Raw genomic sequence first — 20,641 nt, forward strand, 5'->3', positions numbered from 1 at the left:
GTGTAATTACTATGGCAATGAACTTTAAAGTTTTAGAAAACGAAAAAATTGTAGCTGAATATGCTGCAGATATATTAAGAAAACAATTTAACAACAATCCGACGACTATTGCAGGTCTACACCTTTCTAATGATAATTCACCAGTATTAGATGAATTAAAGAAAAATGTAGATAATCATCCTGTAGACTTTAGTCAAATCAACATTTTAGATTATGACGATAATAAATCTTATTTTGAAGCTTTAGGTGTACCTGAAGGTCAAATTTATAATGTTTCATTTAATGAAGACACTGAATCATTTATCAGTGATAAAATTAAAACAAAAGAAAATAAAGGTAAATTGATTACACAAGTACTATCAATTGATACTAATGGTAAATTGAACGTAAGTGTAAAACAAGGTCTATTTTCAGCACGTGAAGTTATATTAATTATCACTGGCGCTGACAAAAAAGAAATTGTTCACAAATTATATGAAGAAAATGGTAAAACAAACTTTGAACCTTCAGATTTAAAAGCACATCGCATGGTAAATGTGGTTTTAGATGAAGCGGCAGCAGAAGGATTACCTGAAGATGTAAGACATTATTTCACAGCACGTTTTGCTTAATATAAAAATGTGAGGTGATAGGTATGGCAAACGAAAAAGATAATAAACATTTACAAAATGATGCATTTGAACCTGAAAATGAAATGGTCAGTGACTACGAAGATGTAGTAGAACTTGGTAAGGAAATGGAACAAATTTCCGAGGAAAATGATGAAGCTAAGTTAGATAAATCACATGATCCAGAAGTTCGTTCAGATTTAAAAGATTAGTTTTAATTTAGCTCTTTGTTGAATTTGTTATTCACAAAGGGCTATTTCTATGTCTTTTTATAGCAATCGAGACTTTAAGAAGATGAAAATTTAACTTTTTGATTTTCAAATAACACGATAAATTATTTTCAATTTAAAAAGAAATGCCAAGTTAAAAGTGAATGTGTTATTATTATATCATTATTGGATTTAAGGAGACTTATACATATGTTAAGTAAGTATTGGAAATACATTATGATTAGTGCTGTCATTGTTAATTTAATTTCTATTAAAGGCTTTCCTATGGCAATTGGTGCACTCTACTTACCCGTGTTATTTAAAGTTATAAAATTGCAGATAAATTTATCGCGTGGACTTGTTGATCAAGTTAATGCTTCTACGTTTGTTAAAGGTAATCAAACAGGAATTATTATAAGTGTGATATGTTGTATTGTAATAACTGTATTGTTATTTAAACCATTAGGAGATTTTTATAATGGTTTAACTGGGTTCTTAGGTACATTAGTTACGATTAGTCCTGTTACTATGGTAATCGGTGCGATTCTACTCATATTAACAGCAGTAGGCGTAATACAAGCAGCAAAAGTACAATTCAACAAAATAAACATTACTAAAGAAAGTTAAATTTCATAGTGTTAGATGATTTATAAAAAATACCGTAAAATCTTATTGATTTTGACGGTATTTTTTTATGGAAAAGTGAAGTGTTCTAGTTAATAAAGTAAAATAATAACTCATAAATACAGTTTAAAATAAAATAATATGTAAACGCTCTATAATACGATTGCCCCTTTAAAATAATTAATGCTATACTAAAGCTGAATAACGAATAATGAAGGGGAGAATTTGAAATGTCAGTTAGAATTGAACATGATACATTCGGTGAAATTGAAGTACCTGCAGATAAATATTGGGGTGCTCAAACAGAAAGAAGTAAACGCAATTTTCCAGTAGGTAAAGAACAAATGCCAATTGAAGTTGTTTACGGATTTGCTCAGTTAAAAAGAGGGGCAGCTTTAGCTAACAATGAATTAGGAAAACTATCAGATGCTAAAAAAGATGCCATTGTTTATGCTTGTGACCGTGTCATTAATAAAGAGCTAGATGAACATTTTCCATTAGTGGTTTGGCAAACAGGTAGTGGCACACAAAGTAATATGAACGTAAACGAAGTTGTGAGCTATGTAGCTAATGAATATTTAAAATCACAAGGCAGTGATGAAACGATTCATCCGAATGATGACGTTAATAAATCACAAAGTTCAAATGATACATTCCCAACAGCAATGCATGTTGCATTATATAATGAAGTAGAAACAAAACTTGAACCAGCTTTAAAAGCGTTGCGTGATACTTTTAAAGAAAAAGAAGAACAATTTAACGATATTATAAAAATTGGACGTACGCATTTACAAGATGCAACGCCTATTCGTTTAGGACAAGAAATTAGTGGATGGCGTTTCATGCTTGATAAATGTGAAACTTTATTAGGCGAATCAAAAGCACACATTTTAAATTTAGCGATTGGCGGTACAGCTGTAGGTACAGGTATTAATGCACATCCAGAATTTGGCGATAAAGTAGCTAAATTCATTTCAAAAAATACAGGTTATGCATTTGTATCATCTGAAAATAAATTCCATGCTTTAACAGCACACGACGAAGTGGTTCAATTACATGGTACTTTAAAAGCATTAGCAACTGACTTGATGAAAATTGCTAATGATATAAGATGGCTAGCATCAGGCCCGCGTGCAGGGCTTGCTGAATTATCTATTCCTGAAAATGAACCAGGTTCATCTATTATGCCAGGAAAAGTAAATCCGACACAATGTGAAATGTTAACAATGGTAGCAGTACAAGTTATGGGTAACGATACTGCAGTAGGTATTGGAAGTTCTCAAGGTAATTTTGAGCTTAACGTATACAAACCTGTCATTTTGCATAATACATTACAATCAATTTATTTATTAGCAGATGGTATGCAAACATTTAATGAAAATTGTGCAGTTGGTATTGAGCCAATTCATGAAAATATAGATAATTATTTAAACCAATCATTAATGCTAGTGACTGCTCTAAATCCACATATTGGATATGAAAATGCTGCAAGTATTGCTAAAAAAGCACACCGTGAAGGTCTTACATTAAAAGAATCTGCGATACAATCAGGTCATGTGACCGAAGAACAATTTGAACAGTGGATCAAACCTGAAGACATGGTTGAACCAAAATAAAAAATACTTTAAAAAGCCAACGCTTCTTTAAATAGAAGGCGTTGGCTTTTTTTGTAATATATTAATATGATTTAAATTTCATCGTCCATACTTACTGAAATTGTTTCTTGCGTAAGTGGGTGGATAAATTCAATTTTATAACTATTTAATTGAAGTTGTCTTAGTGTTGAATTACCGTATAATGGATCACCAATTACTGGATGGCCAATTTCAGCTAAGTGAACACGAATTTGATGGGTCCTACCTGTATCTAATTTTAAATCTACTTCGCTTACATCTTCTTTAATCATTTTAGAATTAATAATATGTGTAATTGCAGTTTGTCCAGTAGGTGACACTCTACGTTTATTTGAGTGGAATTTATCTTTGCCAATTGGCATATCAATCGTTTGTGGTTTGATAGGTAATAAACTGTGCACATTTGCTTTATAAATACGATCAATTTCATTTTCTTCCAACATACGGTCTAAAATTTTCTTCATTAATGGATTTTTAGCAACAATCAATAAACCAACTGTTTCTTGGTCTAAGCGGTGTATTGGCTCAACGTAATCACTCTTGACTGTATAGATAACGTGATTCATGAGTGTATTACTCTCTTTTAAATCATTCGGGTGTGTTTTAACACCTTTTGGTTTCATTACAACAGCGATATCGTCATCTTCGTAATAAATCTGAGCGTATCGATAACTTGGTAAATAATTGCTTACTTCTTCTGGTGTAGGAATATAAGCTATGTCACCAGTGTTTACTTTAGACATTAATGTTGCTGGTTCATCGTTAATTGTAATTAACTTAGACATATTTAAATTATGTAAGTCTTTTTTAGGTAAGTGCAATTGTTGAAAAATTTCTCTCAATGTTAATTGATTATATTTAATAGGGATTTCAAATTTCATAGTATCCTCCTTGATTATCATATATAATCATACCATAAACAACGTGTTAAAAATATTAGACATAGTAATTCTATGAAATTTATTTTATTGTTAATTAAATCATTTTGTAGGTTAATCGTAACTATATTTTTCAATTAGTTTATGAGTCTGTATAATATATGTAAAGTAATATTGTATAAAAGAATGGACTGGTTAAATGGAAAAACCGACTAGACTTGCTTTATTAAAAGAAATTGCAGAATTTTTAAATGTAGAAACAGAAACATATAGTATGATGCAAGGTGCATTGAAGTCTTTAATTCAAGGAAGCGAGTTTACAACAGGCTGGATTTTCTTTATTGATGATTCAGGTCAACATGAGCTTGTATCTCATATAGATTTACCAGGCGCATTAGCCAAACAAAATTGTAAATATATGTGTGAAGGCACGTGCTGGTGTGTTCAAGCTTATCAAAATAAGAAATTGACCAAAGCTTCTAATATCATTAATTGTTCGCGTATCAACCTTGCAAACCGTGCATATCATGATGAAACAGATGGTGTCACACATCATGCAACTGTACCGCTAAGGTCAGGGGAAGAACAATTCGGACTATTAAATGTTGCTACACCACATACAACGCATTATAGTGAAGAAGATTTAGAAATGCTTGAGTCTGTAGCATTTCAAATTGGCTCTGCAATCAAACGTATTTGGCTAACGGATCAAGAAAAAGAAGCAGCTCGCATAAGTGAACGAAATCGCTTAGCAAGGGATTTACATGATTCAGTGAATCAAATGCTTTTTTCTGTAAAATTAACAGCCCATGCAGCTGAAGGAATTACTAATGAAGAAGTATCACGCAAGGCTTTTCAAGTGATAGAACAAACAAGTCAACAAGCTGTTAACGAGATGCGAGCTTTGATTTGGCAATTAAAGCCAGTTGGATTAGAACAAGGTTTAGTTAACGCACTGAAAAAATACAGCACGCTTTTACAACTTGAATTAACTGTTAAAGTAGATGGTCTGATCAATCTGCCAAGTATAATTGAAGAAAATATTTATCGTATTATACAAGAAGCAATGAATAATATAAAAAAACATGGTGGTACCAAACAAATAGATTTATCATTGATTCAAAAAGATGGTTATTTAACTATTGATATAGTAGATCAGGGCAAAGGATTTAATATTAATAAATCCAATCCACCAGACTCTCATGGTTTAAGTAATATGAGACAACGTACAAAATTGATTAATGGTAAATTAGAAATAGATTCAACTCAAAATAAAGGCACTACAATTCATATAGCAGTTCCATTATAGTTTTTTGAAAGGAAGTTTAACATGCATCGAATTATACTCGTGGATGATCATCATATCGTAAGACAAGGATTAGAATTCCTATTATCTACTGTTGATGATATAGATGTTATAGGAGGGTTTTCAGACGGTAAATCTTTCTTTGAATATTTAGAAACAAATGAATTACCTGATATTGTATTATTAGATTTAGTTATGCCAGAAATGAATGGTATTGAAATTACAGAAATGATGAAAAAGTCGTATCCAGAAGTGAAAATTTTAGTCCTTACAAGTTATGTGGACGATGAACATGTCATTTCCGCAATTGATAAGGGTGCAGATGGATACGAGATGAAAGATGTAGAGCCAGACCAATTAATAAAAACGATTAAGAAAGTACTTTCAGGCGAGAAAACGATACACCCTCAAGCGCAAAGTGTCATCGAAGCGGTGAGTAAAAAGCCACATTTTACTAATAAATTATCAAAGCGTGAATCTGAAGTGCTAGCAGAGATGACTAAAGGTAAAACAAATAAAGAAATTGCAGAATCATTATTTGTTTCTGAGAAAACTATAAAAACACATGTGAGCCATATTTTTAACAAACTTCAAGTAACTGATCGCACACAAGCAGCGATATATGCGATGCAAAACAATCTCATTTAATATAGCGAATCAACAGTGTCGGAAGCGGATTCATTTTTTTGTAATTATTTTCAAATTTTACTTTTATTTATATAAAATTACTATATAATACAGAGTAATAAACAATAGGGGGATAATGCAATGAAAACAAAAAACCTTTCAATGAAGATTGTCATAGCATTAATATTAGGTATTGCCATTGGTTCAATTTTTAATATGTTTGCACAGTCTGCATTCGTAATTAATGTTGATAAATACGTGTTTAATGTTATTGGACAAATTTTCTTGAATTTAATATTTATGTTAGTAGTGCCAGTAGTATTTGTATCAATCGTTTTAGGAGTGGTAGGGGTTGGGGACCCGAAACTACTTGGTGGTATAGGTTTAAAAACAATTACATTCTTTTTAGCAACTACAGCTTTAGCAATTACCATTGCTATGGCTTTGGCATTGATATTTAATCCAGGAGAAGGTAAATCTGATTTATTAAATAGTGAAGATGTTTCTAGTTATCAAAAAACTTTAGATAAAGAAGAGGGCTCACAAAGTGCTGCAGCCAGTCAATCGTTCGATCAAACTTTAATTAATTTATTTCCAAAGAATCCATTACAATCAATGACTGATGAAAATATGCTTCAAATTATCACATTTGCTATTTTTATTGGGGTCGGTCTTATTATGGTTGGTTCCAAAGCACAAATGGTACATAAATTTTTTGAACAAACCAACGAAGTACTCATGTACATTGTGACAATGATTATGAGTGTCTTTGCACCAATTGGTACGTTTGGTTTAGTTGCACATGCATTTACAGGAGCAGGTTTTGGTGCTATTAAACAATTAGGTATGTACTTCTTTATCGTATTGTTAGCACTCGCAATTCATTTCTTTGTAGTTTATGGATCGGCAGTTAAATTCATAGGAAAAACAAGTCCATTGAAATTTTTCAAAGCATTTATTCCAGCGATTTCGCTTGGATTTAGTGCTTCTAGTTCGACAGCAACGTTACCAGTATCACTAAGATGTACGAAGAAAATGGGAGTGAGGCCTGAAATTGCATCCTTTGTTCAACCTTTAGGTGCGACAATTAATATGGATGGTACAGCAATTATGCAAGGGGTAGCAACTATCTTTATTGCTCAAATTTCAGGCGTGGATCTCTCAATTGGTCAACTTATTACTGTAGTAGTGATTGCAGTTGTAGCATCAATTGGAACTGCAGGTGTGCCAGGTGTTGGTTTAATTATGTTAGCAATGGTGTTAAATGCAGTGGGACTAGATCCAGCAGCAATCGGTATTATTTTAGGTATAGATAGATTGTTAGATATGACAAGAACATCTGTAAATATTACAGGTGATGCAGCTTGTGCTATGATTATTTCAAATCAAGCAGACAGAAAAGATGCTAAAAAAGCTCAAGCATAATTAGTTAATGGTATTTTAATAAAGAAGCCTCCCATTCAAACAATTGAATGAGAGGCTTCTTTAAATGCCAATTTAAAAATATGTATAGTTATTAATTTAGATGAGAACAAAATACTTTGATTTCTAAGTAAGAATGACTTCAGACTTTAATTTTTATTAACGGAGTTGTAAATTTCTATAAATTGTTTGGCATCTTTACGATTCACTTGATCGAAAATCCACGATTCGCCATCGTTATCTATTATAACAATGCGGAATGGAGAAAATGAAAAACCAAATTTAATATTTTTAATATCTTTAAAGTGAAAAGTATCTTTAATTTCTGTTCCTTTCAGTACACCACTTGCTTTAAAGCAAATTTTATCATTTAGAAGTGTTAAAGTACCTGGAATTGCTTGAGCTGTAAAAACTTTCATAGCAGCGTATAGCGAAAACTCTGGATGGTGAGCTTTTAATGTCATAATAAACCCTCCGTCTTTAGTGAAATTTTTTCTAGTATATCATTTTTAAATGTATGCAACAAATAAGGAATTAACTTAATATAAATTGAAATTACAAATTCAAATCGAAACAGAAAGTTTTTCAGAATATATTTATATAAAAACTTTAAAAATTCTGAATATTTTGTTAGTGTTATAACCATGTTGCAAGGTAATCAAAATAAATTACAACATATTAAGGAGGAATTTTCTATATGGATACATTAAATTTTGTGAAAAGTAAGGGGTTAGTAAGTTTAATGGTTGCTGCTTTGATTATTTCGTTAGTAGGTGTCTTCAATAGTGCAAGTGCTGCAAGTATAGATAATCCTGTAGAAGTGAGCAAGAAGGATGATAGTACAGTACATCTTAAATTAAAAGAGGGTATCAAGGGTACTCAAGCTGAAGATGGGGCGGTTACGCTTACTGATGAAGATGGAGAATCTAAAGAATTACCTACGGAAGTAGAAAAAGACGGAGAAACAGTTAAGATAAAATATACAGAAACTGACGATGGATATGATATGGAAGTTTTAAGTAAAGAGACTACTAGTACGCAAGCAGCTTCAATTTAACAAGTTTTTGTTTTAAAATGGATTAACTCTCTAAATATAAATTTTAAGAGATTAGAACATAAGTAATCATGATGAAGTAAATCATTTAAACTAAAAAAGAGCCTTTATAGGCTCTTTTTTAGTTTATTAATTTTATTGATACTCTCTAGTTTTATATTGCTATTACTGTTTGTACTATTAATTAAATACGATTGTTTTATTTCCTTTTGTAACAATTACTTTGTGTTGTACATGGTATTCCACAGCTTGTGCTAATACACTTGATTCAACATGACGACCAATTTTTCTTAAGTCCTGGACATTATAACGATGATTAATGCGCGTCACATCTTGATCAATGATAGGGCCTTCATCTAAGTCAGAAGTTACATAGTGACTCGTAGCTCCTACAAGTTTCACCCCACGTTCCCAAGCTTGTTTATAAGGATTTGCTCCAATAAATGAAGGTAAGAAGGAATGATGAATATTGATGATTTGATTTGGGTATTGGCTCACGAAATGATCACTTAGAATTTGCATATATTTTGCTAATACAATGAGTTCAATTTCGTGTTTAGCACAAATATCTAAAATGTCTTTTTCAACTAAATCTTTTGCATTATTACTAGGTACGTAATAAAAAGGAATATTAAACGTTTCTGCAAAATGTCTATTATTTTCGTGATTACTGACAACACATACAATTTCCGCAGGTATTTCTCCACGTTTCACTCTCAGTAAAACTTCATTAAACGCATGGTCTTCTTTTGAAACAAATAATGCGATTTTAGTTTTATGACTATTATCGAATAAATTAAATTCGATATCATTTTCACTTAGTGTTTTTTCTAAAGCTTCTTTTACTAAGGGTACTTTATTAAATTCAAATCTTAAATATAATTTTCCATCCGCATCTTGTGCATGACCATATTCAGTAAAATGATCTAAATGTAAAATATTAGAATCATATTGTGAAATGATATTTGTGATTAATGATGTAATTCCAACTTTGTCTGAACATGTAGCTAGTAATATGTATTTATCTTCCATTTTAAGCACCTCTAATTTTGAAAAGTAACTCAGAGTATAATGAAAATTCAGAAAAAAGTAAACGATTATAGCTCAATTTGATAACTTTTAAAATTTTTTAATCTTTTTCTATGCGTAAATAGGTAAAGTAGGCTATAATGATAAATAGTGTTTTTATCTTAAAAGAGTAATAAGTAATTTAGGAAAATGACACTTTTCACAAAAATAATACGCTTACAATCAAAATGTTTTTGTTTGTAACTTATTTATAAGATATAAGATTGATTATTTTGATAATTGCGCCAATGATAAAAAACGATGAAAATTTCATTTCACTCTTTTATTTTCTTGAAAATTGTATTAAGATGTAATTTGTGTTTCAAGAAGCGTGTATTATTGCAATTTCTTGTGTCCGGATAAAATATTCTTTTATGAAAGGTAGATTAAAGTAATGGATAGACAGCAATTCACAGATTTAATTCAAACAAAATTTAAAATGGTACGTATTGAAGCAGGTTATACGCAAGATACGATGGCCCAAACTATTGGTCTTTCAAAAAAGACATTAGTACAAATAGAAAAAGAGAGAGTATTACCTAACTGGACTACGTGTGTGTCAATTTGTGCATTATTCAGAGATTCAGATGTTTTAAATAGTACTTTTGGTTGTGATCCTTTAGAAATGGTACAAACGATTTCTCGTAATCATTGTGCATACCCTAACCATTCAACAACAAGTGACATATACTGGAATACGATTGATAGCCGCAACGGATTTATCTTACAAAGTAATAAAGTAAGTGATATCTATCGTGTGCTTAATAATGAAACGCAACCAATATTTGGAACGTCTAAATTAAGAGAAGCTGAAACATACTTCGGCAGAATATCAAAAGAAGAATTAATGCACGTATAATATTAATTCATTTTGTGATAGGAGAATCATTATTTATATAATTGGGTGACATGGGACTTTAAATTGTATATGAATGATTTAGTCACTTTACTCTACTTGACCTAAACAAAGATTTAGGTCTTTTTTTATTTGGTTGTTTTGTAACTTTGTTATAGTTACTGGTGATATTTAAGATAAATTAAGTAACTAAATTTGAAAAGCAAGATATTTTTATTACACATTTTTATAGTAAGTATTATACAATGTAAAAATGATTGTAATTTAAAATAGTCTTTCAATAAAACAGAAATAAAGTATAGAATTCAAAGGAGAAATCATCTATGCAAACTTTTTTAATAATTGTATTTATGATGGTGATTGGGTCATTGATAGGTGGAGTAACAAATATTTTAGCAGTTAGAATGCTATTTCATCCATTTAAAACCTATTATATTTTTAATAAACGTGTACCCTTTACACCTGGATTAATACCAAAACGTAGAAAAGAAGTCGCTGATAAGATTGGTCAAGTTGTTGAAGAACACTTATTAACGGAAAGTTTAATCCAATCAAAATTAAATGCACCATCTTCAAGACAAGCAATTGAAGAAGTATTACTCAATCAAATTCAAAAATTAAAACAAGAAAATATGACATTGCAATATTTTGCTGATAAGTTAGATTTAGATATTACGCAGTTAGCAAATGAAAAATTAGACTTAGTGATTTCAAATAAATTAGATGAATTTTATCAAGATAATCAAACTACACCTATCAAGCAGATTATTCCTGAAGAAATAGAAGCTAGCATTGATAGTAAAATAGATTTAGTTCCTGATTTATTATTTGAAAGAGCAAGTGTGTACCTCAATTCAGAAAAAGGTGCGGCTGATATTGCATCTATGTTGGAGACTTTCTTCAACGAGAAAGGTAAAATAGTTGGCTTATTACAAATGTTTATGACTAAAGAGAGTATTGCTGATCGTATTCAGCATGAACTTATTCGTTTAACTAAACATCCTAAAGCTAAGGCAATTGCAAAACAGGTCATTGATAATGAATATGAGACTGTGAAAGCTAAAAATTTAAATGAACTTGTTAGTGAAAGTCAGTACAATTCATTTAAAACTTCTGTAACTGAATTAGCCGTTGGTTATTTAGATGTAGATAAAGTATCAAAACAATCGTTTAATACTTTAATGCCAAGCTTTATTCATTTCTTAGAAAGCAAAGTTTGTCAAAAACTAACAGATGTTATTATAGAGAATATATCTAAACATATATCTCCAATCATGAAAAAGATTAATTTAAGACAAATGATTGAAGAACAAATTAATACATTTGATTTAGCTTATATAGAAAAATTAATTATTGATATCGCAAATAAAGAACTGAAATTAATTATGCTTTTAGGTTTTTTATTAGGGGGCATAATAGGGCTATTACAAGGCGTAATTGCAATTTTTGTATAACATATTAAATTATGTTATTGTAATACCGATGTGGTTTTCACACATATACAAAAAAGGAGTGAAGCATAGTGGCAGTAAATTTACACGATCATGCAAATCAATTAGAACAAGCTTTAAGAGAAAGTGATGAATACCAAGCTATTCAAAAAGCTTATGCAAATGTTAAAGAAAATAAAGAGTCAAAAGAATTATTTGACGAATTCCGCGAAACTCAATTAGAATTCCAACAAAAACAAATGCAAGGTGAAGAAATCGGTGAAGAAGAGCTACAAAAAGCACAAGAACAAGCTCAAAAAATCGAAAATGATTCAAACATTTCAGAATTAATGGCTGCTGAACAAAACATGAGCCAAATCTTCCAAGAAATCAACCAAATCATTGTTAAACCTTTAGACGAAATCTACGCTGACTAATATCAATTAATCAGATTTTTGATTTCCAGCTACAATACATTTTATGTATTGTAGCTTTTTTTGTTTTATCGACTGAATCTTAGACAATGTGGTAAAATATAGAGATACAAGGTATTCGCATGCACACATCTTAAAATTTGAATAAGTAACCAATTCATTTATAGATTGTCTCGCATGTATCATCTTAAATAAACCTTTAGATAAAGGAGAACTGTACTGTATGGTGAAATTTATTCATTGTGCTGACTTACATTTAGATAGCCCATTTAAGTCAAGAAGCTATTTAAGTCAGTCGATTTTTGAAGATATGCAAAAAAGTGCGTACGAAAGCTTTAAAAAAATAGTAGATTTAGCATTGAATGAAGAAATAGATTTTATGATTGTTTCTGGTGATTTATTTGACCAACAGAACCGGACATTACGTGCAGAAGTGTTTTTGAAAGAGCAATTTGAGCGCTTATCTAAAGAACAAATATTCGTATACATTTGTCACGGCAATCATGATCCATTATCTTCAAGTATTGGTACAGAATGGCCAGATAACGTTTCAGTGTTCTCAGAAAATGTAGAAACTTATCAAACAATTACTAAAAATGGTGAAGAAATCTACCTTCACGGGTTTAGTTATCAAAATGATGCAAGTTACGAAAATAAATTAGATGCTTATCCATCAAGCCAAGGACAAAAGGGAATCCATATTGGCATACTTCATGGTACATATAGTAAATCTAGCACTAAAGACCGTTATACAGAATTCAGATTAGAAGATTTAAACAATAAGCTGTATCATTATTGGGCATTAGGTCATATTCATGAGCGTCAACAATTAAGTGATATGCCTCAAATTCACTATCCAGGGAATATACAAGGCCGACACTTTAAAGAATTAGGCGAAAAAGGTTGTTTGTTAGTAGAAGGTGACGATCTAAATCTTGAGGCTAAATTCGTACCTACACAATTTATTCGTTTTGAAAAAGCAACGCTTGAAACAGATAAAACATCTAAACAAGGTCTTTTTGAAGCAATTCAAACTTTTAAAACACAAGTGAGAAAAAAAGGTAAATCGATTTATCAATTAAAGGTTATTGTTAATTCTGATCAAATGATACCTGAACAAGACGCGTTACAAGTTCATGAAATGATTAGTGATTACGAAGAAAATGAACATAACTTTGTATTTATTGAAAATTTAACAATCAATAATAAATATGAAGATCAAAATACATTAGTGAAAGAATTTTCGCCAGAATTAATCGATGACAACACTGTGTATGATAAAGCTATGAACGATTTGTATTTAAATCCAAAAGCTTCTAAATATCTTGAAAATTATAGTGATTTTGATCGACGTGGTTTGATTGAACATGCCGAAGAATTATTAAAGTCAGATATGAGGGAGGAATAATATGAAAATTAAATCGTTAGAGATATATGGTTATGGCAGATTTATACAAAGAACAATCGAATTTGATGAGACTTTCACTGAAATATATGGTGAAAACGAAACTGGAAAGTCTACGATACAAGCTTTTATTCACTCCATTCTATTTGGTTTTCCAACAAAGAAAGAAAATGAACCACGATTAGAACCACGATTAGGTAATCAATATGGCGGTAAATTAACTTTGATTCAAGACGATGGTACATTAGTTGATGTTGAGCGTATAAAAGGTAGTGCAGTGGGCGATGTGAAAGTTTATTTACCTAATGGCACGATTAAAGATGAAAATTGGTTGAAAAAAGAATTGAATTTTATTTCTAAACGTACATACCAAGGTGTTTTTTCTTTTGATGTACTTGGACTACAAGATATTCATAAAAATATGGATGAGACTCAATTACAAAATTATTTATTACAAGCGGGTGCATTAGGTTCTACAGAATTTACTAGTATGCGTGGCATTTTAAATGAGAAAAAAGAAATGTTATATAAAAAAAATGGACGTAATCCAATTATTAATCAGCAATTAGAACAGTTGAAAGAATTAGAGGGTCAAATTAGAGTCGAAGAGTCGAAGTTAACTACTTATAAAAGACTTGTAGATGATAAAGATAAATCAGAACGCAGGTTAGATAATATAAAGCAAAATCTAGCACAGTTATCAAAAATGCATAACGAGAAACAAAAAGAACTCACTTTGCACGAACAAACACAAGAGTGGAAAACGCTAGAATCTCAACTTAATATTGAACCAGTACTTTTCCCTGAACAAGGTGTTGATCGCTATGAATCTGCAAAAATTCAAACCCAAAACCTTAAAAGAGATTTAGGCTTGAGAGAAGAAAAGTTAGCACATCTTAAATCAGAAAACGAAAAAATTAATGTTCCGAAACAAAGTGATATAGATGCTTTCAATCACTTACACCAACAAGAGAATGAAATTAAACAAAAAGAATACGAACTTAAAGCTATTGAAAAAGACATCCAAGATAAAGAACGCGAAAAGACAGGCCTGAAGTCCAATATTGGTTGGCATGATGTGCATCATCAAGCTGACAGTTCAGAAGCAATGAAAAGTTTTGTAAGTAATCAAATTAAAAACAAACAAGAACAAACTGCATTTGTACAACAATTAGAACGTAATATCGAAGAGAATAAAATTGATCAAGAGACCAATGCTACGGAAATAGATGCTTTAGAAGCAGATATTGTACCTGAAGAAAATTTTGAAAAGAAAAAACAATATAATAAACAAGTTTTCGAGCTTCAAGAAAAGAATAACCTTTACCAAAAAATGAAAGAGGCTTTTGATAAAGATCAACAAGAAAATGAGAAAAAACAGAATCTATTACGCATAAGTTTAATTATCTTAGCAGTAATAAGTATAGGACTAACGATTTTCTCATTCATATCTGCGAACATACTCTTTGGCGTTGTATTTGCGATATTGTCAGTCATATTTATCATAGGCGTTTTCTTTGTAAAATCTAAAGAAATAGGTCATAGTGAAACTTTCTCAAAAGAAATAGATGATTTGCAACGACAAATTACGCATTTAGAAGATAATTATGATCTCGACTTTGATTTGGATGATCAGTACCGAGTGCGAGAACAGTTGCATAGTACAGTTAAGACAAAAGAAGCACTTGATAAAAAAGCTGAATATTTAGCAACGAGTTTAGAACAAGCTCAAAAACAGTACCAAGAAGCCCAAGACAGTATTCACAAAGTTAAATCAGATTTACATTTATCTGATAAAATGTCAGATGAACTGATCATTGATAGTATTGGCACAATGAATAAGATTAAAGACCATGATAAACACATCGATGAACTTAAAGAACAAGCGCGTCATTTACGTGAGTCATTAGAAGCCTTTTATGCGCATGCTAAAGAAATTACAAATAATCAATTTACGTATTTTAATGATTTATCATTATTCCATGACATTAGACAGTGGCTCAAAGAAGAAACAACTAATCTTGAAAAATGGAATAGAAACGATGAGCAAATCAAATTAATTGAGAGTGAAGTATCGCAACTACGCAATCGATTAAATGAAAATAATAATGTGATCACACAGTTATTTGGCTATGTTAATGCTTCTGATGAAGAAACTTATTACCAACACCATGTACAATATCAAAATTACCAACAACAAATGACTAGGTTTAACGATTTATCGAAATACCTAGAGAATCAAAATTATAATTATGATTTAAGTTCAAGGTTAAGTGAAAAGACTTATGCGCAATTAACGCACGAAGATGAAGTCTTAGCACGACAAGTAGACGAATATAATGATCAATATTTAGAAATGCAGTCAGAAGTTAGTGACTTAAACGCAAAAATAACTGATATGGAGACAGACAAGACATTAGCTGATTTAAGACATAGATTCCATATTCTTAAAAATAAAGTAAATGACGAAGCAAAAGATTGGGCAAGTCTGAGTTACTTACAATCTTTAGTAGAAGGTCACATTGCACAAATTAAAGATAAACGTTTACCAGAAGTGATAAGAGAAGCAACTGAGATATTTACGCATTTAACAAATGGTCATTACGTACAAGTGACTTATGCAAACGATGAATTAATGGTGAAACAGCAAAATGGTCAAATGTATGAACCAGTAGAACTTAGTCAGTCTACTAAAGAAATACTTTATATTTCATTACGTTTGAGTTTAATCAAAACGTTAAAACCATACTATCCATTTCCTATTATTATTGATGATGCATTTGTACATTTTGATAAGCAACGCAAAGAAATAATGATGAATTATTTAAGACAAATGCCAAAAGACTATCAAATTTTATTCTTTACATGTGTGAAAGATACAAGTGTGCCTTCAAAACAAATCATTACTTTGAATAAATTCGAGGAAGGCGGTAAATAATGAGAAACGTAGAAAATTTAAAGCCTGGAGATTCTGTAGATAACTTTTTTCTAATTCACAAAGCAATACAAGGTGTGACAGCTCAAGGTAAAGATTATATGACACTACATTTGCAAGATAAAAGTGGAGATATAGAATCTAAATTATGGACGGTTTCAAAAGAAGATATGAAAATATTAGAGCCTGAACAAATCGTCCATGTTACTGGTGATGTTATCAATTATCGTGGTAGAAAACAGATGAAAATCAATAAAATAAAGTTAGCAAAACCAGAAGATAATATGAAAACTCAAGATTTTGTTGATGGTGCACCATTAACACCAGATGAAATTCAAGAAGAAGTTTCACATTATATGCTAGATATTGAAAATGCTACATTACAACGTATTACTCGTCATTTGATACGTAAGCATCAGGAAGCATTTTTCACATTCCCAGCTGCAAGTACACATCACCATAACTTCTCTAGTGGTTTAAGCTATCATGTATTAACGATGTTGCGTGTTGCAAAATCTATATGTGATATTTATCCTTTACTTAACCGTAGTTTATTATATAGCTCAATTATTTTACATGATCTAGGCAAAGTAAGAGAATTAAGCGGACCAGTTGCTACATCGTACACAGTAGAAGGTAATTTACTTGGTCACATCTCCATAGCAAGTGATGAAGTTGCAGAAGCGGCAAGAGAGTTAAATCTTGACGGAGAAGAAGTACTTTTATTACGCCATATGATTTTAGCACATCATGGTAAGATGGAATATGGTTCGCCTAAGTTACCGCATATGAAAGAAGCAGAAATATTATTCTTTATTGATAATATCGATGCAAAAATGAATATGTTTGAAAAAGCATATAAGAAAACGGATAAAGGTCAATTTACTGAACGTATTTTTGGTCTAGAAGGCAGACAGTTTTATAATCCAACGTCACTAGACTAATCTCGTTATTGTTTATATAAGAGGGTAGTTTGGAGCATCAATAGCTCATCCTCAAATAATATATAAAAAAGGCTGATAGAATCTCTTTTGGGATCTATCAGCCTTTTTGAATTTGTGTTAGCTATTTCAGGGTCTCTGTGATGGATTTTTATTGTCCTGTAGACATCCCAGCGCCACCTTGTTGCATAGCTTGTTGTTGCTGCTGTTGCTGTTGTTGTTGTTTTATTTTTTCTGGGTTTAAAATTGAATCTTCAATAGCTTTTTTGATATCTCTATCTTTATAGTCTACATTATATTCATCTAATAACTCTTTGTATGCATCTGTTAATAATTTAGGCTCTTTTTGTACTTTAGATTGTAATAATTGAGATTTAAGTTTATCTTTTTGTTTATCAAAGTCGTCTTCTTTGTCTGCTTTAATAATGTGATAACCATAATCTGTTTTCACTACTTTAGAAATTTCTCCTTCTTTAAGTTTAAAGAGGGCTTTTTCAAATTCATCTTCCATTTGGCCTTTCATAACATAGCCTAAGCTACCGTCTTTTTTAGCTGATGATTTATCTCCTGATTCTTCTTTTGCAATTTCTCCGAATTTGTCTGGATCTTTATCGACTTGTTTTTTGATTTTTTCTGCTTTTGCTTTTGCATCTTTATCTGATAAACCTTCTTTATCATCTTCGTTTTCTTTCACTTTAATTAAGATATGAGAACCTTTTTTAGTGTTTTCTTTGATTTCTTTATCTGATACTTCGACTTTATCATTAAGTAATTCTTTTTGATAAGCTTGTGTTTTCTTCTGTTCTTTATAATCACTTATAGACATTTTTTGCTGTTTTAACATACTTTCAAATTGTTCTTTACCGCCATATTGTTTCTGTTCTTTTTCGACTTCTTTATCAATATCTTTCGTATTAACTTCGTCTTTATATTTATCTGCTAGTAATTTGTTTAATAAGATTGAGAATGAACTGTTGGCAATTTGTTCATCGCCCATTTTGCTCATGACATCTTCTACTTTAACGTCTCCAGCTTTTGATGAAATAATTGTATCATCTTTTGAATCTGTTGCACTACTACCACAAGCACTTAATAGCAACGCGCTTGCTGTAACCGGAAGTATAACTTTTTTAAATGTTTTCATGGTTGGAAACTCCTTTTGTAATAATAACAACGTAAATATAACATATTATGCTGTGTTCACCAATAAGAAACCCTGTTTCTAGGACTATAGTATTAGTAAATTTATAAAAAAATAGATTATTAAAATTAATTTGAATTAAAAACAAAAAAGTGGGATAGAAATCAAAATTTAAAATTTGATTTCTATCCCATCCACAATACTTATTAGGTATCTGATAGTTATTATGCAATATCCCATTTACATGTGTAACATAGCATACTGGATTTATGTCAAAATCACTTCACTTTATTGTTCATACTTAGTGTCAACTTTATTTAAAATATTAATGCCTGTTTGATGTTCTTCTATATATGAACCTTCATTGGAAAATAGTATTATTTTTAAATAAAGAAAATCCATTACTGAATAACCCATATTTAATGCAAGAATAAACATAAAGTAATGACCAAATTGTGGGAATTGTATGCTGGCATATGCACAGATGCTCGTAATAATGATTACAGGTGTAATTAAATCAAAACAAAAATAATATTTATTAACAGGTGTGTTCACATACGTATTATAAAAAGGTACGGATTTATGTCGCACTAATTTATATTTTTTGAAAGATTTATAATAAGGAAACAGAAATACTAAATGAATTGCTTTATGAATAGGGTATAAGATCACCACTAATACTAAAAATACTAAAAAATATTGATCTGTTAATTTCGTATTGGAAAAAAAATACAAAATCTCATAGGCAATCAAGAATGTAATGATCGTTGTGACTAAACTTAGAAATGCTATTCTAGGTAAGCCGAAACGTGCATTAATATCAATTTGGCGTGTACATAGATACATAACTAAATCATGCTCCTCTACTTAATAAATAACAGCACTTATATACTTTCGTATTATCTATCCTAACAGGAAAAAGGTCAAGATAATTTTGAATATGAAATAGGGCGTATATTAAAGAAGAAATAAGCGATCAATTGAATACTTTTATAGAAGGTTTTATCAGTATATAAAAAGAGCTGTAAACCTCATTATGGACAATGCTTAGGTTTACAGCTCTGTGTTTAGGCTTGATAGATGTTTAGCATAAAATCAATTGAATAACTGTAAGTTATTTATCTTTTTCAAAAGTTTTACTAATTTCTTCGCCACGATTTTGTAAATTCTCGATATGAGATTGTAATTTTTCAATGTTAGGATTGATATCAGATTTGAAATCACCAATCATTGTTTTTACCTCATCACCAATTGTACTGCCAAATTCTGTACTTTCAGATTTAATTTGAGAGATATAATTCGTAATATCATTTATACTTTGCTTAATGGTATTAATTTCTCTATCAACTTCTGATTCAGCGCCGGCAGGTCTTTTTGTTTGTGCATTAAATTGGTTAGACTCTCTTTTATCGCGGTTCATCAAAGCAAAGCCAAGACCAGTTGCAACGCCAGCACTAAGACCTAATAATATTTGAGCTGTTTTCATAAAAATTCTCCTCATTTCTAAATAATATCGCATTCTTTAATATGGTTTATATACCCCATATGAGATAAAATAAGCATATTTAGTCGAATTGAGCTGCTATTTCTTGTGCGAGTTTAGCTTTTTGGTCATCATCAATCGTCTCTTCATGCGTTTCCCATTTATAGCCAAAGCCATCCACATCGTTTTCATATCTTGGTAAAAAGTGGAAATGAAGATGGAAGACAGATTGATCGGCAAATTCACCATTATTCTGTATAATATTTAATCCATCAGGGTTAAATGCTTTTTTAATCGCATTGGCTACTTTAGGTAATGCTGCGCCAATATGTTTCATCGTTTCAGTATCTGTTTCGAAAATATTGGCTGATGCTTTTTTAGGAACTAATAGTGTGTGACCTTTTGTAACTTGAGAAATGTCTAAAAATGCGTAAACATAATCATCCTCGTATACTTTATGGCTAGGTATGTCACCATCAATAATTTTACTAAAGACTGTTTCTGACATGAATCTTCACTCCTTGTAAGATTGTTACTGACTATTATAGCATTAGTATATTATTTCCGTCATTTTTCGCAGTAAATT

21 protein-coding genes are annotated in these 20,641 nt (G+C 30.7%); 14 read left to right on the forward strand and 7 right to left on the reverse strand.

The annotated features are described in order from the left end of the window. Positions 1 to 11: 11 nt before the first annotated feature. From PYW44_RS05130 to fumC, 4 genes are all read left to right on the forward strand, one after another. Complete coding sequence (locus tag PYW44_RS05130) at positions 12 to 611, forward strand: 6-phosphogluconolactonase (protein WP_021339989.1); 600 nt, start codon at positions 12 to 14, stop codon at positions 609 to 611. A gap of 23 nt (positions 612 to 634) precedes the next feature. Continuing rightward, the gene (locus PYW44_RS05135; protein ID WP_002507235.1) at positions 635 to 820 is read left to right on the forward strand and encodes an SAS053 family DNA gyrase inhibitor; all 186 of its coding nucleotides are present in this window, start codon (positions 635 to 637) and stop codon (positions 818 to 820) included. Positions 821 to 1,027: 207 nt separating this feature from the next. Continuing rightward, positions 1,028 to 1,444, forward strand: coding sequence for a hypothetical protein (locus PYW44_RS05140; RefSeq protein ID WP_002507236.1), 417 nt, complete (start codon positions 1,028 to 1,030; stop codon positions 1,442 to 1,444). Positions 1,445 to 1,671: 227 nt separating this feature from the next. Continuing rightward, a complete protein-coding gene (gene fumC, locus PYW44_RS05145) occupies positions 1,672 to 3,057 on the forward strand; it encodes a class II fumarate hydratase (protein WP_021339988.1) in 1,386 nt (461 codons plus the stop codon). A 71-nt stretch (positions 3,058 to 3,128) separates the two neighbouring features. Here the strand turns inward: fumC and PYW44_RS05150 are convergent, their stop codons facing one another. Next, positions 3,129 to 3,956: an RluA family pseudouridine synthase gene (locus PYW44_RS05150; RefSeq protein ID WP_002507238.1), complete on the reverse strand. Its 828-nt coding sequence runs from the start codon at positions 3,954 to 3,956 to the stop codon at positions 3,129 to 3,131. A gap of 196 nt (positions 3,957 to 4,152) precedes the next feature. On the opposite strand from PYW44_RS05150, the gene PYW44_RS05155 reads away from it, so the two are divergent. The 3 genes from PYW44_RS05155 (at position 4,153) to PYW44_RS05165 (ending at position 7,311) form a co-directional block, all read left to right on the forward strand. Beyond that, entirely contained in the window at positions 4,153 to 5,262 is a 1,110-nt protein-coding gene (locus PYW44_RS05155) for a GAF domain-containing sensor histidine kinase (protein ID WP_115075975.1), read from the forward strand. A gap of 21 nt (positions 5,263 to 5,283) precedes the next feature. Next, positions 5,284 to 5,907, forward strand: coding sequence for a response regulator (locus PYW44_RS05160; protein WP_002507240.1), 624 nt, complete (start codon positions 5,284 to 5,286; stop codon positions 5,905 to 5,907). Between the two features lie 120 nt (positions 5,908 to 6,027). After that, complete coding sequence (locus PYW44_RS05165; RefSeq protein WP_021339986.1) at positions 6,028 to 7,311, forward strand: dicarboxylate/amino acid:cation symporter; 1,284 nt, start codon at positions 6,028 to 6,030, stop codon at positions 7,309 to 7,311. 146 nt (positions 7,312 to 7,457) lie between these two features. On the opposite strand, the gene PYW44_RS05170 is transcribed toward PYW44_RS05165, so the two are convergent. Continuing rightward, positions 7,458 to 7,772 (reverse strand): hypothetical protein, encoded by a 315-nt coding sequence (locus PYW44_RS05170; protein ID WP_002507242.1) that lies wholly within the window; start codon positions 7,770 to 7,772, stop codon positions 7,458 to 7,460. Positions 7,773 to 8,005: 233 nt separating this feature from the next. Here PYW44_RS05170 and PYW44_RS05175 point away from each other — a divergent pair, with 233 nt between their 5' ends. Beyond that, on the forward strand, positions 8,006 to 8,365 hold the full coding sequence (locus PYW44_RS05175) for a hypothetical protein (RefSeq protein ID WP_002507243.1): 360 nt from the start codon (positions 8,006 to 8,008) through the stop codon (positions 8,363 to 8,365). Positions 8,366 to 8,542: 177 nt separating this feature from the next. On the opposite strand, the gene purU is transcribed toward PYW44_RS05175, so the two are convergent. After that, positions 8,543 to 9,394 carry a formyltetrahydrofolate deformylase gene (gene purU, locus PYW44_RS05180; protein ID WP_021339008.1) on the reverse strand — a complete coding sequence of 284 codons (852 nt, stop codon included), beginning with the start codon at positions 9,392 to 9,394 and terminating at the stop codon, positions 8,543 to 8,545. Between the two features lie 430 nt (positions 9,395 to 9,824). Here purU and xdrA point away from each other — a divergent pair, with 430 nt between their 5' ends. The 6 genes from xdrA (at position 9,825) to yhaM (ending at position 17,434) form a co-directional block, all read left to right on the forward strand. Next, on the forward strand, positions 9,825 to 10,289 hold the full coding sequence (gene xdrA, locus PYW44_RS05185; protein ID WP_002507245.1) for an XRE family transcriptional regulator XdrA: 465 nt from the start codon (positions 9,825 to 9,827) through the stop codon (positions 10,287 to 10,289). Between the two features lie 320 nt (positions 10,290 to 10,609). After that, positions 10,610 to 11,740 (forward strand): DUF445 domain-containing protein, encoded by a 1,131-nt coding sequence (locus tag PYW44_RS05190; RefSeq protein WP_021339009.1) that lies wholly within the window; start codon positions 10,610 to 10,612, stop codon positions 11,738 to 11,740. Between the two features lie 68 nt (positions 11,741 to 11,808). After that, positions 11,809 to 12,153, forward strand: coding sequence for a YlbF/YmcA family competence regulator (locus tag PYW44_RS05195; protein WP_002507247.1), 345 nt, complete (start codon positions 11,809 to 11,811; stop codon positions 12,151 to 12,153). Positions 12,154 to 12,373: 220 nt separating this feature from the next. After that, complete coding sequence (locus PYW44_RS05200; protein ID WP_021339010.1) at positions 12,374 to 13,558, forward strand: metallophosphoesterase family protein; 1,185 nt, start codon at positions 12,374 to 12,376, stop codon at positions 13,556 to 13,558. Between the two features lies 1 nt (position 13,559). Then, positions 13,560 to 16,493: an ATP-binding protein gene (locus PYW44_RS05205; protein WP_115075976.1), complete on the forward strand. Its 2,934-nt coding sequence runs from the start codon at positions 13,560 to 13,562 to the stop codon at positions 16,491 to 16,493. Continuing rightward, positions 16,493 to 17,434 (forward strand): 3'-5' exoribonuclease YhaM, encoded by a 942-nt coding sequence (yhaM, locus tag PYW44_RS05210; RefSeq protein ID WP_002507250.1) that lies wholly within the window; start codon positions 16,493 to 16,495, stop codon positions 17,432 to 17,434. The genes PYW44_RS05205 and yhaM overlap by 1 nt, the downstream gene beginning before the upstream one ends. A 148-nt stretch (positions 17,435 to 17,582) precedes the next feature. Here the strand turns inward: yhaM and prsA are convergent, their stop codons facing one another. The 4 genes from prsA to PYW44_RS05230 all read right to left on the reverse strand — a co-directional run bounded on the left by prsA (position 17,583) and on the right by PYW44_RS05230 (position 20,563). Further along, a complete protein-coding gene (prsA, locus tag PYW44_RS05215; protein ID WP_021339012.1) occupies positions 17,583 to 18,575 on the reverse strand; it encodes a peptidylprolyl isomerase PrsA in 993 nt (330 codons plus the stop codon). Positions 18,576 to 18,860: 285 nt separating this feature from the next. Then, on the reverse strand, positions 18,861 to 19,418 hold the full coding sequence (locus tag PYW44_RS05220; protein WP_002507252.1) for a DUF3267 domain-containing protein: 558 nt from the start codon (positions 19,416 to 19,418) through the stop codon (positions 18,861 to 18,863). Positions 19,419 to 19,686: 268 nt separating this feature from the next. Next, positions 19,687 to 20,058 (reverse strand): YtxH domain-containing protein, encoded by a 372-nt coding sequence (locus tag PYW44_RS05225; RefSeq protein ID WP_002507253.1) that lies wholly within the window; start codon positions 20,056 to 20,058, stop codon positions 19,687 to 19,689. Between the two features lie 79 nt (positions 20,059 to 20,137). After that, complete coding sequence (locus PYW44_RS05230; protein ID WP_002507254.1) at positions 20,138 to 20,563, reverse strand: HIT family protein; 426 nt, start codon at positions 20,561 to 20,563, stop codon at positions 20,138 to 20,140. Between the last annotated feature and the right edge of the window lie 78 nt (positions 20,564 to 20,641).

Origin of the sequence: Staphylococcus equorum, assembly GCF_029024965.1 — a bacterium.
GTDB classification, from domain to species: domain Bacteria; phylum Bacillota; class Bacilli; order Staphylococcales; family Staphylococcaceae; genus Staphylococcus; species Staphylococcus equorum.